At 73.0% G+C, this 12,975-nt stretch carries 12 protein-coding genes and 1 pseudogene; 7 read left to right on the top strand and 6 right to left on the bottom strand.

What is annotated here, in order from left to right:
- Positions 1–3: 3 nt before the first annotated feature.
- Positions 4–783, bottom strand: a complete 780-nt coding sequence (locus tag HDG69_RS14255; protein WP_171784476.1) for a fructosamine kinase family protein — start codon at positions 781–783, stop codon at positions 4–6.
- Positions 784–807: 24 nt separating this feature from the next.
- Entirely contained in the window at positions 808–1,014 is a 207-nt protein-coding gene (locus HDG69_RS14250; protein WP_171784475.1) for a DUF5703 family protein, read from the bottom strand.
- A 73-nt stretch (positions 1,015–1,087) separates the two neighbouring features.
- Here HDG69_RS14250 and HDG69_RS14245 point away from each other — a divergent pair, with 73 nt between their 5' ends.
- A complete protein-coding gene (locus HDG69_RS14245) occupies positions 1,088–1,378 on the top strand; it encodes a primosomal protein (protein WP_171784474.1) in 291 nt (96 codons plus the stop codon).
- A gap of 9 nt (positions 1,379–1,387) precedes the next feature.
- Here the strand turns inward: HDG69_RS14245 and HDG69_RS14240 are convergent, their stop codons facing one another.
- A complete protein-coding gene (locus tag HDG69_RS14240) occupies positions 1,388–2,359 on the bottom strand; it encodes an aldo/keto reductase (protein WP_171784473.1) in 972 nt (323 codons plus the stop codon).
- 81 nt (positions 2,360–2,440) lie between these two features.
- On the opposite strand from HDG69_RS14240, the gene HDG69_RS14235 reads away from it, so the two are divergent.
- Together HDG69_RS14235 and mshC are read left to right on the top strand one after the other, a co-directional pair.
- A complete protein-coding gene (locus HDG69_RS14235) occupies positions 2,441–3,313 on the top strand; it encodes an undecaprenyl-diphosphate phosphatase (protein WP_171784472.1) in 873 nt (290 codons plus the stop codon).
- Positions 3,314–3,331: 18 nt separating this feature from the next.
- Positions 3,332–4,621: a cysteine--1-D-myo-inosityl 2-amino-2-deoxy-alpha-D-glucopyranoside ligase gene (mshC, locus tag HDG69_RS14230; protein ID WP_171784471.1), complete on the top strand. Its 1,290-nt coding sequence runs from the start codon at positions 3,332–3,334 to the stop codon at positions 4,619–4,621.
- A gap of 37 nt (positions 4,622–4,658) precedes the next feature.
- On the opposite strand, the gene HDG69_RS14225 is transcribed toward mshC, so the two are convergent.
- On the bottom strand, positions 4,659–5,531 hold the full coding sequence (locus HDG69_RS14225; protein ID WP_171784470.1) for a PAC2 family protein: 873 nt from the start codon (positions 5,529–5,531) through the stop codon (positions 4,659–4,661).
- A 125-nt stretch (positions 5,532–5,656) separates the two neighbouring features.
- On the opposite strand from HDG69_RS14225, the gene HDG69_RS14220 reads away from it, so the two are divergent.
- Complete coding sequence (locus tag HDG69_RS14220; RefSeq protein WP_171784603.1) at positions 5,657–6,319, top strand: HAD family hydrolase; 663 nt, start codon at positions 5,657–5,659, stop codon at positions 6,317–6,319.
- Positions 6,320–6,333: 14 nt separating this feature from the next.
- On the opposite strand, the gene HDG69_RS14215 is transcribed toward HDG69_RS14220, so the two are convergent.
- Positions 6,334–7,260, bottom strand: a complete 927-nt coding sequence (locus tag HDG69_RS14215) for a RecB family exonuclease (protein ID WP_171784469.1) — start codon at positions 7,258–7,260, stop codon at positions 6,334–6,336.
- Between the two features lie 73 nt (positions 7,261–7,333).
- On the opposite strand from HDG69_RS14215, the gene HDG69_RS14210 reads away from it, so the two are divergent.
- From HDG69_RS14210 to arc, 3 genes and pseudogenes are all read left to right on the top strand, one after another.
- Positions 7,334–8,467: a site-2 protease family protein gene (locus HDG69_RS14210; protein ID WP_171784468.1), complete on the top strand. Its 1,134-nt coding sequence runs from the start codon at positions 7,334–7,336 to the stop codon at positions 8,465–8,467.
- 11 nt (positions 8,468–8,478) lie between these two features.
- Positions 8,479–9,462: a class I SAM-dependent methyltransferase gene (locus HDG69_RS14205; protein WP_171784467.1), complete on the top strand. Its 984-nt coding sequence runs from the start codon at positions 8,479–8,481 to the stop codon at positions 9,460–9,462.
- 173 nt (positions 9,463–9,635) lie between these two features.
- Positions 9,636–11,289: pseudogene (gene arc, locus HDG69_RS14200) on the top strand (proteasome ATPase).
- A gap of 42 nt (positions 11,290–11,331) precedes the next feature.
- Here the strand turns inward: arc and HDG69_RS14195 are convergent.
- Entirely contained in the window at positions 11,332–12,921 is a 1,590-nt protein-coding gene (locus HDG69_RS14195; RefSeq protein ID WP_171784466.1) for a SpoIIE family protein phosphatase, read from the bottom strand.
- Between the last annotated feature and the right edge of the window lie 54 nt (positions 12,922–12,975).

The following is a 12,975-nucleotide window of genomic DNA, read 5'->3' as shown; positions in this document are numbered from 1 at the left end:
CCGTCAGGCCCCCAGGTCGGCCAGGAGCCTGCGGGTCGTCTCCACGTACCCACCGCCGAACAGCACCGCGTGCACTGCCAGCGGATAGAGCTGGTGCAGTCCCAGGCGGCCCCGCCACCCGGGTGCCAGCGAGCGTGCCTCGGTGTACCCGTCGAGGATCTGGTCCAGGTGCGGCGCGCCGAACATCGCCAGCATCGCCAGGTCCGCCTCGCGGTGTCCACCGTGCGCGGCCGGGTCGATGAGCACGGCCTCCCCACCACCCTCCGCGCCGGGTGCCCAGAGCACGTTGCCCGACCACAGGTCCCCGTGCAGCCGCGCGGGAGCTTCGGCGGGGCCGGCGAGCTCGGGGAGGCGCTCGCAGACCTTCGCGAACGCGTGGGCGTCGTCGTCGTCGAAGACCCCGCGGCGTCGCCCCTGCCCGAGGACCGGCCGGAGCCGTGCCTCGGCGTAGAACGTGGGCCAGTCGGACCAGGACCCGGCGACCATTTCCAAGGGATCGTCCAGCGGGCCGAAGAAGCCGGTCGCGGCCCCCGGCGGGAGGGCACCGAACGCCGGTGCTCCGGCGTCGTGCATCGCGGACAACGACCGGCCGAGAGCCCGGGCGGCCGACGGCGTGGCGCTCGCGGGGGCGAGCCGTTCCAGGCCGAGGTGGTCCGGACCGACGTCGAGCACCCGCGCGACCCGGGGTCCGCCGTCGACGGCGAGCCAGCGCAGACCGGCCGCCTCGGTCTCGAAGAACCCGGGCGGGGCGTCCTCCCGGGACTTGCGGAAGGTCTCCGTCACGACGTGTCCGTCACGACGTGTCCGTCACAGGGTCGAGGTCGCCTTGATGATCTTGCGCCGCAGCCACACCCGGCGTTCGCCGCCCAGGTAGAGGCGGCTGCGGGCCAGCTCCCAGCGCCCGTACTCCGCCTCGTCGGTGAGCATCCGGCGTGCGTCCGGCACGGACGTGCCCCGGTCGATCGTGACCACGCGGTACTCGTACTGCCCGTGCTTGCGCCAGGTCGATGCCATGCCTTCGCCTCCCAGGTGACCGTCCGGCGATTTCGTGTGCCCATTGTGCCCCTCATGGCGCTACCGTCAGAGCATGACCGCAGACCCGCGTGCCGCGTTGGACCGCTTCGTCGCTGCTCTCGAAGGCCACTACCACGCGGTGTCCTCGCGCCGCGGCGACGAGGACCCCGCCGTCGACGACGCCTACGAGGTGCTCGCCGACGCCTTCGAGGTGTACGAGGACGCCCTGGCGCAGGTGTACACCGAGGTCACCCCCTTCTACCTCGACGAGGACGATGACGAGGACGACGACGACGAGAGCGACGACGACGAGAGCGACGACGACGAGAGCGACGACGACGAGGACGACGACGACGGACGCTGAGTCGCTCGGCTACCAGCGTTCGGGGTAGCCGGGTACCAGTGCCGAGACGTCGTCCAGTGCGGCGTGCACCTCGCCCGGCAGGCTCAGGTCGAGCGCTCCGATCGTCCCGGCGATCTGTTCGGGAGTGCGTGCCCCCACCACGGCGGAGGCGACGGTCGGGCGCGCCAGCAGCCATGCCAGGGCGACCTCCAGCGGTGACCGCCCCAGCCCTTCGGCAGCCGTGGCGACGGCCTCGACGACGGCCGCCGCGTCACCGTCCTCCAGGTACTGCCCGACGAACCCGGCGAGGTGGTCCGAGGCGGCCCGAGAGCCGACCGGGACCGCCCGCCGGTACTTGCCGGTCAGCACCCCGCGCCCGAGCGGCGACCAGGCGAGGAGCCCGAGACCCAGCGAGGCGGAGGCGGGGACGGTCTCGCGCTCCACGCCTCGTTGCAGCAGCGAGTACTCCATCTGCAGGGCGGTGAGGCCGATGCCTTCGGCCGCCTCCAGGAGGGTGGCGGCACGTGCCGCCGTCCACGCCGGGACGTTCGACAGGCCGACGTACCGGGTCCGGCCCGAGGTGACCGCGAGGCGCAGCGCCGAGATCGTCTCCTCCAGCGGCGTCGTCGGGTCGGGGCAGGCGACCAGGAAGAGGTCGACGTGGTCGACACCGAGACGCGCCAGCGAGCCGTCGAGGTCTGCGAGCAGACCGCCGCGGGACGCGTCGCGACGTGGTCCGTCGGGCCCGTGCCGCACGCCTCCCTTGGTGCACAGCACGAGCTCGTCGCGCGCCACGGTGCCGGCGAGCTGCTCGCCGAGGAGGCGCTCGGCGTCCCCGTCACCGTAGGAGGCCGCGGTGTCGACCAGCGTCCCGCCCGCGTCGACGAAGGACCGCAGGATGGCCGAGGCGTCGTCGACGGCCGTGTCCCGGCCCCAGGTCATGGTCCCGAGCCCCAGGGAGGAGACGCGCAGCCCCGAGGTGCCCACCTGCCGTCGTTCCATGCGCTGCACCTTACCGGCGCGCCCTGCGACCAGGAGCGTCCCGCGCCGGAACGGTCCTGGGCACGGGTAGTGTTGCCGCCCGTGAGTGCGTGGGAAGCGATCCTCCTCGGCCTGGTGCAGGGCTTCACAGAGTTCCTGCCCGTCTCGTCCAGTGCGCAGCTGCGCATCGTCGGCGAGCTGATCGGTGGCGCCGACCCCGGCGCGGTCTTCACGGCGGTGACGCAGATCGGCACTGAGATCGCCGTGCTGCTCTACTACCGGCGCAAGATCCGGGACATCTGCGTCGCCTGGTGGACGTCGCTGCGGGGCGACCACGGCCCAGACTGGCGTGCGCGCCTGGGAGCGCACGACCTCGACGCCCGGATGGCCTGGTTCATCGCGATCGGCTCGGTGCCGATCGTCGTGGCGGGCGTGCTGTTCGCCGACCACATCGAGACCACGATGCGCAACCTGTGGTTCACCGTCGCGAGCCTGGTCGTCTTCGGTGTCCTGCTGCAGATCGCCGACGCGTACTCCTCGCGTCGGCTCGAGCTCGACGACATGACGCCGCGGCGCGCTGCCGGCTTCGGGTTCTCGCAGGTCCTCGCGCTGATCCCGGGCGTCTCACGGTCGGGTGCCACGATCACCGCCGGCCTGGCGATGGGCTTCTCCCGCAAGTCTGCCGCGGACTACTCGTTCCTCCTCGCCATCCCGGCGGTGATGGGCTCGGGGGCCTACGAGCTGGCCCGTGCTGCCCGCGGGGTGGCCGCCCCGGGTACCGCGGGGGTCGCGATGACGCTCCTGGCCACCGTCATCGCGTTCGTCGTGGGGTACGTGGTGCTGATCGGCTTCCTCAAGATCGTGTCCAACTTCTCGTACAAGCCGTTCGTGTACTACCGCTACGCCCTGGCAGCACTCGTGGTCGTCCTGCTGCTGACCGGGGTGCTCGAACCAAACTCCGGTCACACCGCCTGACGCCGGTAGCCTGGCACCGTGCATCCCTGGCCCTCCCCACAGATCCCCGAGCTGCCCGCGCCGGCCGACGGCCGTCGCCCCGTGGTGCGTGTCCACGACTCGACCTCGGACGTCCTCGTCGACCCGGCTCCGGGCGACACGGCGCGTTCGTTCGTGTGCGGGGTGACGCCGTACGACGCCACCCACCTCGGGCACGCTGCCACCTACGTCGCCTTCGACCTGCTGCACAGGGCGTGGCTGGACGCCGGCAAGCGGGTGACCTACTGCTCGAACGTCACCGACGTCGACGACCCGCTGCTGGAGCGTGCGCAGGCGACGGGCGTCGACTGGCGCGACCTCGCGCGCGAGCAGACGGCGCTCTTCGCCGAGGACATGACGGCGCTCGGTGTCGTCCCGCCGCAGCCGTGGACCGGCGTGGTGGAGTACGTCGGGCCCATCGCCCGTGCGGTCGAGCAGATGCTCGCCGACGGGACCGCGTACCGGGTGCCGTTGGAGCCGGGTGCGGGCGGCGCGTCGCCCGAGCTCGGTGACGTGTACGCCGACCTCGCCGCGGACCCGGCGTTCGGCTCGGTCTCCGGCCTCGGAGCGACCGAGATGGCGGAGCTCTTCGCCGAGCGCGGCGGCGACCCCGGTCGCGAGGGCAAGAGAAGCCCTCTCGACCCGCTCCTGTGGCGCCGCGAGCGCAGCGGCGAGCCGGCGTGGGACGCCGGGGTGCTCGGGACCGGGCGGCCCGGTTGGCACGTCGAGTGCGCGGTCATCGCTCGTGACGGCCTCGGCCTGCCCTTCGACGTCCAGGGCGGGGGATCCGACCTGCTGTTCCCCCATCACGAGATGTCCGTCTCCCACGCCCGGATGCTCGCCGGGCCGCAGGCTGCGCCGACGGCGCACGTGCACGCCGGGCTGGTCGCCTACCAGGGGCACAAGATGAGCAAGTCGCGCGGCAACCTCGTGCTGGTGTCCGCGCTGCGCGCCGACGGCGTCGACCCGATGGCCGTCCGGCTCGGCATCCTCGCGCACCACTACCGCAGCGAGTGGGAGTGGACCGACATCATCCTCAAGGCGGGGTGCGAGCGGCTGGACCGCTGGCGCGCCGCCGTGTCGGGCAACGGCGCTCCGGCGGCGGACGCACTGCTCGCGCAGCTGCGGTCGGCGCTGGCCGACGACCTCGACGCCCCGCGGGCGCTCGCCGCGGTCGACGCGTGGGCGGACCACGCCCTGACACCGGGCCGTGACACCGCGGACGACGACGAGGGCGCGCCCGGGGTCGTGGCCCGTGCCGTGAACGCCCTGCTGGGCGTCCGGCTCTGACGAGGCCGTCCGCGGGTGCTCGCGGACGGGTCCCGGTTCAGCCCTTGTCGGGGCTGCCCCGGCCGGGCCCGTGGTCGCGACGGCGCAGGTATCTCTCGAACTCGCGGGCGATGGCGTCGCCCGACGCCTCGGGGAGCTCGGCGGTGTCCTTGGCCTCTTCGAGCTGCTGGACGTACTCGGAGATCTCCGCGTCCTCGCCGGCCAGCTCGTCGACGCCGTGCTGCCAGGCCTCGGCGTCCTCCGGCAGGTCCCCGAGCGGCACCGCCGCGGCGAGCAGCTCCTCGACCCGCGCCAGGATGGCGAGCGTCGCCTTCGGCGACGGCGGGTTCGCGACGTAGTGGGGGATGGCCGCCCACAGGGAGACGGACTGGAAGTCGCGTGCCGCCGCCTCGTGCTGCAGCACGCCGACGATGCCGGTCGGCCCCTCGTAGGTGCTCGGCTCGACGTCGAGGACCGCTTGCAGGCCGGGGCTCTCGGTGGTGGCGGTCAGAGGGATCGGCCGGGTATGGGGGACGTCGGCGAGCAGCGCTCCGAGCGTGACCACCGTCTGTACCTCGAGCTCCTCGGCGAGGTCCAGCAGCTCACGGCAGTAGGACCTCCAGCGGAACGACGGCTCGATGCCGTGGACCAGGACGACCCGCCGGTCGGGCAGGTCGGCGACGGACACGGTGGTGGTCGGCCAGGTGATGATGCGCCGTCCGTCCGGGGCGGTGGTCATGACCGGGCGGTTCACCTGGAAGTCGTGGTACTCCTCCGGGTCGAGCTCGCGCAGCAGTGACGATCCCCACACCTCCGAGAGGTGCTCGAGGGCGCCCGTCGCGGCACTGCCGGCGTCGTTCCAGCCCTCGAAGGCAGCGATCATGACGGTCTGACGTGCGGTGTGGCGGCCGACCGGCTGCTCCGTGCTCATCTGGCAAGCCTATACAGCCCGCGCGCCCCACCGGGGGCGGTCGCGGTCACCAGGCCGGGGGCTGGGTGGGGTGCCGGGCGACGGCTCCGTACGATGGTGCGGTGCCTGCCTCTGCCTCGCCGACCATGCTGCCCGCCGCCGTCCTGTGGGACATGGACGGCACCCTCGTCGACACCGAGCCGTACTGGATCGCCGCCGAGCACGAGCTCGTCGCCGCGCACGGGGGGACCTGGACGCACGCGCAGGCGCTCCAGCTCGTCGGCAACCCGCTGGAGGTCTCGGCTGCCGTGCTGCGGGACGCCGGGGTCGACCTCCCGGTGGCCGAGATCGTCACGTGGTTGCTGACCAGGGTGACCGCCCAGGTCAACGACGGCGTCCCGTGGCGCCCCGGTGCCCGCGAGCTGCTCGCCGCGCTCGACGAGGCGGGCGTGCCCTGCGCCCTGGTGACCATGAGCTACACCGTCCTGGCCGAGGCGGTGACCGCCCACGTGCCGGGTGCCTTCGCCACGCTCGTCACGGGCGACCAGGTCACGCGGGGCAAGCCCGACCCCGAGCCCTACCTGGTGGCGGCGCGCCGGCTCGGTGTCCGTCCCGAGGACTGTGTCGCCATCGAGGACTCGCCGGCCGGGATCGGCTCCGCGATGGCATCCGGTGCGCGCACCCTCGGGGTCGAGGCGGTGCTGCCGGTCGAGCCGCGCGAGGGGCTCAGCCGCGCCGCGAGCCTCGCCGACGTGGACCTCGTCGTGCTGCGCCGGCTGGCGGCCGGCGAGGTGCTCGAGCTGGTCTGAGGCCGGCCCGGCCGTCAGACGTCGAGGCCGAGCCGGGCGCGGAGCGCTCCCTCCGGGATGGGTGGGGTGGTGCCGCCGAACTCCGGGCAGCGCTCCTGGTGGGCGCACCAGCCGCACAGCTTGCTCGGCCGGGGCACGAACTCGCCGCGTCGCGCGGCGGTCGTGATCGCGTCCCACACGCCGCGGATCTTCGTCTCGGTCACCTCGAGCTCGCGTTCGCTCGGCTCGGCGCGCAGCACCTGGCCGTCACCGAGGTAGACGAGCTGCAGCATCTTGGGCAGCACGCCCCGCTCGCGCCAGACGACCAGTCCGTAGAACCGCATCTGGAACAGTGCCTTGCCCTCGAAGCCGGGGCGTGGCGAGCGGCCCGACTTGTAGTCCACGACCCGGATCGCGCCGTCGGGTGCCACGTCGAGCCGGTCGACGATCCCGCGCAGCAGGGGGCCGTCGTCCAGCTTGCTCTCGACGTACAGCTCGCGCGCCTCGGGCTCCAGCCGGTTCGGGTCCTCGAGCGTGAAGTAGGTGCCGAGCAGGCGTCCCGCCCCGTCCAGCCACGACCCGAGAGGCTGGTCCGCGGCGTCCCCGTCGGGCTGGAACAGCTGCGCGTAGCGCGGCTCGGCCTCGACCAGCCGGTCCCACTCGCCGGGCAGCAGGTCGAGGGCCGCCTCGCGGGTGCGCTCGCCCAGCGGTGCGTCGTAGAGGCGCTCGAGCACCGCGTGCACCAGGGTGCCGCGTGCCGCGGCCGACGACGGCGGCTCCGGCAGCCGGTCCACCGCCCGGAAGCGGAACAGCAGCGGGCACTGCAGGAAGTCCGACGCCCGGGACGGGGACAGCGCCGGAGGGCGCGAGGTGCGCAGCGGCGTCGGCTCGGCAGGGGAGTCCGCGGCGTCGTCGGCGAGGGCCGGGGGGAGAGCCGGGGTGGGGTCCGCCGTCGTGGTCATGCGCGCCACCCTACGGCGGGCCGCCCACACCGCCGTCGCGTCGTCCACAGGTCCGCACCGATAGCCTGGGTCCGTGCCTCCCCGTTCCTCCGGCTGGCGGATCGGCCGTGTCGCCGGCGCCCCCGTGCTGGTGACGCCGTCGTGGTTCCTCGCCGCCGTCGTCCTGACCGTCCTCTTCGCACCGACCGTGCGTGCCTTCGCCCCCGGCATGGACTCCACCGGCGTGATCGTCGTCTCGTTCGCGTTCGTGCTGCTGCTCTTCGCCTCGGTGTTCTGCCACGAGGTCGCGCACGCCCTGGTCGCGCGGTCGCGGGGGCACCGTGTCGACGAGCTCGCGCTGACGCTGTGGGGCGGCCACACCGCGTACTCCGGCGGTGGCGCCCGCCCGCTGGACAGTGCGCTGGTCGCCGTGGTGGGGCCGCTGACCAACCTCGCGCTCGCGGTGGCCTTCTGGATCGGGTTCCAGGCGCAGACCCAGGCGTCGGTCCCGGCGCTGCTGCTGTACGCGGGAGCCTTCTCGAACGCGTTCGTCGGGGCGTTCAACCTGCTCCCGGGGCTGCCGCTGGACGGCGGTCAGGTGCTGGAGTCCGCGGTGTGGGCGGCGACCGGGTCTCGCACCCGGGGCACCCTGGTCGCCGGCTGGGTCGGCCGCGTCGTGGGCGTCGGGGTGGTCGTCGGTGCGCTGGCGTGGCCGCTGGCGACCGGGCGGCAGCCGTCCTGGGTGACCGTCATGTGGGCGGCGCTGATCGGCGCGTTCCTCTGGTCGGGGGCCACGGAGGCGATGCGGGCCGGCCGGCGGCGCGAGCGGCTCGCGGGCGTCACCGTCCGCTCCCTGGCGGTGCCCGCCGCCGTCGTCAAGGACGGTGCACCCGCCGCGCAGGCCGCCCGTGCGGCGGTCGACGCCGAGGGGGACGTCGTCGTGGTGGTCGTCGACGACGCCGGAGCACCGGTCGGCTGGGTCGACCCGCGAGCCGTCGCCGCCATCCCGCCCGCGCAGGCGGCCGCGACGCCCGTCGGTGCGGTGATGGTGCCGTTCGCGCCGGGATCGGCCGTCGGCGCCGACGAGGGCGGACCGGATCTCCTGCGACACCTGGCCGGGACCTCGCAGGGTGCACGGCTGGTGCCGGTGCTCGATGACGGCCGGGTCTCCGGGGTGCTCGACGTCGCCCGGGTGGCGACGGCGGTGCGACCGCCGGGTGATCAGTAGACTCGACCCTCGTGACTTCTCCTGCCGCTACCGGCGCCGACGAACGCCGCGGACCGCTGCGCGTCGGCGACAAGGTCCAGCTCACCGACCCCAAGGGTCGGATGCACACCATCACGCTCGCCGAGGGAGCGACGTTCCACACCCACAAGGGCTACTTCCGTCACGAGGACCTCATCGGCCGGCCGGAAGGCTGGGTGGTGACGAACACCGCCGGGATCGAGTACCTCGCGCTGCGGCCGCTGCTCAGCGACTACGTGCTGTCGATGCCCCGCGGTGCCGCCGTCGTCTACCCCAAGGACGCCGGCCAGATCGTCCAGATGGCCGACATCTTCCCCGGCGCGCGGGTCGTCGAGGCGGGCGTCGGGTCCGGGGCGCTGACGCTGTCCCTGCTGCGTGCGGTCGGAGACACCGGCGAGCTGCACTCGATCGAGCGCCGCGAGGACTTCGCGGCGATCGCCCGAGGGAACGTCGAGTCGTTCTTCGGCACCGAGCACCCCGCCTGGCGCCTGCACGTCGGCGACTTCGCCGACCGCGTGGCCGACGTCGTCGAGCCGGGGACCGTCGACAGGATCGTGCTGGACATGCTCGCGCCATGGGAGAACGTCGACGCGGTCGCACGGACGCTCGCGCCCGGCGGCGTGCTGGTCTGCTACGTGGCGACGGCCACCCAGCTCTCGCGGACGGCGGAGGACCTGCGTGCCGACGGCCGGTTCGCCGAGCCGACGGCGTGGGAGTCGATGGTCCGCGGCTGGCACCTCGAAGGGCTGGCCGTGCGGCCGCAGCACCGGATGATCGGCCACACGGGCTTCCTCGTCACCGCGCGGCGGCTGGCGGACGGCGTCGCCCCGCCCGAGCGCAAGCGGCGCCCCGCGAAGGGCGCCTACCCGGGCACGACCGACGCCGAGTGGACCGAGGACGATCTCGGCGAGCGCCCGGTCTCGGACAAGAAGGTGCGCCGGGTCCGACGGGAGGTCGGTCAGGCGCCGCAGGACTGAGCGACGGCCTGCAGGTCACAAGCCGGTCACGGCGAGGTCTGGATCATGTGAACTCCGCGACCGAAACGTGAAATGACCGACGCGATCGGGGTGTTGACCCTTAGTGTGCTGTGTCTCGGGGGTTCCTCCTCGCCGGTGGAGGATGCCGCCCGGGCCGCACGAGAGGGGACGCGATGACCGACCACCCTGTCCGCCCGGAGCCGGTCCAGACCGCGCCGTCGGGCCGCGAGGCGCAGCTGGCGCTGCTCGCGGCGAAGAACGAGCGGCTCGCCGAGGCGCTGCGCGCCGCGCGGGACCAGATCGTCGAGCTCAAGAAGCAGATCGACGACCTGGCGAAGCCTCCCGGGACGTACGCCACGTTCCTGGCGGCGCACGACGACGGCTCCGTCGACGTGGTCTCGTCCGGTCGCAAGATGCACGTGCAGGCCAGCCCCGGGCTGGACCTCGACGCGCTGGCGCCGGGTCAGGAGGTCAAGCTGAACGAGGCGATGACCGTCGTCGCCGCGGGTGGCTACGAGCGCATCGGTGAGCTGGTGACCATCAAGGAGGTGCTCGACGCCGAGCGTGTCCTGGTCGTCGGTCGCGCGGACGAGGAGCGGGTCGTCCGCCTGGCGGGTTCGGTACTGGGCGCGCCGCTGCGGGTGGGCGACGCGCTGACCGTCGACATGCGCAGCGGGTTCGTGTTCGAGGTGGTGCCCAAGTCCGAGGTGGAGGAGCTCGTCCTCGAGGAGGTCCCGGACATCGCCTACGAGGACATCGGCGGGCTGGGGCCGCAGATCGAGCAGATCCGCGACGCCGTCGAGCTGCCCTTCTCCCACCCCGACCTCTACCGTGAGCACGGGCTGCGCCCGCCCAAGGGGGGTGCTCCTGTACGGGCCGCCGGGCTGCGGCAAGACACTCATCGCCAAGGCGGTGGCGGCGTCGCTGGCGAAGATGGTGGCGGAGAAGCGTGGCGGGGACCCGAGCGCGAAGAGCTTCTTCCTCAACGTCAAGGGGCCCGAGCTGCTGAACAAGTACGTCGGCGAGACCGAACGGCACATCCGGTTGATCTTCGCCCGGGCCCGGGAGAAGGCGACGCAGGGCATGCCGGTCGTGGTGTTCTTCGACGAGATGGAGTCGCTGTTCCGCACGCGCGGGACGGGGCTCTCCTCGGACGTGGAGACCACGATCGTGCCGCAGCTCCTCGCCGAGATCGACGGCGTCGAGCGGCTGGACAACGTCATCGTCATCGGGGCGTCGAACCGGGAGGACATGATCGACCCGGCGATCCTGCGTCCCGGTCGCCTGGACGTGAAGATCAAGATCGAACGGCCGGACGCCGAGGGCGCCACCGAGATCTTCGGCAAGTACCTCACGGCCGACCTGCCGATCAACGACGACGACGTCGCCGAGCACGGCGGCGATCGTGCCGAGGCGGTCCAGGCGATGATCCGCTCGGTCGTGGAGCGGATGTACGCCGAGGACGAGGAGAACCAGTTCCTCGAGGTGACCTACGCCAGCGGGGACAAGGAGACGCTGTACTTCAAGGACTTCAACTCCGGGGCGATGATCGAGAACGTCGTCGACCGCGCGAAGAAGTCGGCGATCAAGGACCTGCTGGCCACGGGCAAGCGCGGCATCCGGGTGGAGCACCTGCTCTCGGCGTGCGTGGACGAGTTCCACGAGAACGAGGACCTGCCCAACACCACGAACCCGGACGACTGGGCGCGCATCAGCGGCAAGAAGGGTGAGCGCATCGTCTTCATCCGCACGATCGTGACCAAGAAGGGCGAGAACGGCACCCCGCGCACGATCGACACGGTGAGCTCGACCGGCCAGTACCTGTAGGACGACGGCCGCGCGGTGCCGTCGCGCACCGCGCGGCGCCGCTCACGGCACCCGGTAGAGCACGAGGGCGACGTCGTCGCGGGCCTCCCCTGCCGGGACGTCGACCAGGAGCCGGTCGGGGATCTCCTGCAGGGTGGCCGTGCCGCAGGCCGCCGCGGCGGCGCGAGCCAGTCTCACCAGACCGGCGCCGAGGGTCTCGTCGCGGCGTTCGACGAGTCCGTCGGTGTAGAGGAGCACGGTGTCCCCGGGCTGCAGCTGCTCGGCATGCTCCGCGCGCCGCTCGCGCGAGACCGCCAGCGGCATGCCGCGTGCCTGGTCCAACCACCGGGTCGACCCGTCTGCCGCGACGACGAGGGCCGGGGGGTGCCCGGCGCTGGAGTACACCAGGACGCGGCGCACGGGGTCCACGACGCCGCAGAAGACGGTGGCGAACTCGGTGCCCGGATTGGTCCGGGCGAAGTCGTCCATCGTCTCCAGCGCCTGGGCGGGCCCTGCTCCGGCGAGCATCACGGCACGGCCCGCGCTGCTGAGTCGGCCCATGCACGCCGCGGCCTCCACCCCGTGGCCGACGCAGTCGCCCACCACCAGCCCGGACGTCCCGCCGGGCTGGTCCACGACGTCGAACCAGTCGCCTCCGACGTCCAGCGTGTCGTCGGCCGGTCGGTAGCGGGTGCACCAGCGGGGCGAGTCAGGTGGAGACGGCACCATGGCGCGCTGGAGCGCGTCGCTGACCGAGCGGGCCTCGGCGACCTCCCGACGGTGCTCCTCGGCCTCGAGGAGCGCCGTACCCGTCGTGCGGGTCAGGAGCTCGAGGAACGAGTGCTGGGCGTCGTCGAGCGGACGACGGCGGTTCCCGACGAGGACGAGCGCTCCGAGCGGGGGACGGCCCCGCCGTGCGCCGAGCGGCGCCACCAGGGTTCCCTCGCGCCAGGATCCCGGACCGCCGCCCAGGACGTCGTCGACGTCCGTGGGGCGGGCCGAGGGTCCGTCGCCGGTGGAGGAGACGAGCTCCGTCCCCAGGTAGAGGTGCGCCTGCTCGACGTCCGCGCTCGCCGCCAGTACCACAGTGGCGGCCTCGGCCACCTCCGCAGGGCTGTCGCGATGTCCGTGCAGCGCGGTCGAGAGCAGGCCGAGGGTGCCCAGGCGTCGCTGGTCGACCACCTGCTGCGTGGTCTCGGTGGCGATGTCCATCACGCCACGCACGACGCCGTCCGCGTCGCGCAGCGGGCTGTAGGAGAACGTGAACCGGGTCTCCTCGACATAGCCCGACCGGTTCATCCACAGCAGCATGTCTTCGTTCCAGGTCGGCTCGCCGCTCGTGAGCACCTCGTCGAACAACGGCCCGACGTCCTCCCATATCTGGCCCCACAGCTCGGCGGCCGGGCACCCCATCGCCCGTGGGTGGAGGTCCGAGCCCAGCATGCGGCGGTAGCCGTCGTTGTAGATCATGACCAGGTCCGGGCCCCAGGTCACCAGCGTCGGGAACAGGGTGCTGAAGCAGAGCTCGACGGCGGAGCGCAGGCCTTCCGGCCAGGCGCGGGGGTGGCCCAGGCTCGTCGAGCCCCAGTCGACGGCGCGCGCGGCCGCACCGCACCCGTCGTGCGGGACGGTGGCCTCGAACCAGTCGTTCACGGGCACAGCCTAGGGGCGACGGCGGGCGGACCCGTGGGTGTCGTCTCTCCCTGC

The organism is Isoptericola halotolerans (genome assembly GCF_013149785.1).
Classification (GTDB): domain Bacteria; phylum Actinomycetota; class Actinomycetes; order Actinomycetales; family Cellulomonadaceae; genus Isoptericola; species Isoptericola halotolerans.
The sequence above is the reverse complement of the archived record's forward strand: the minus strand, read 5'-3'. Positions and strand labels throughout refer to the sequence as shown.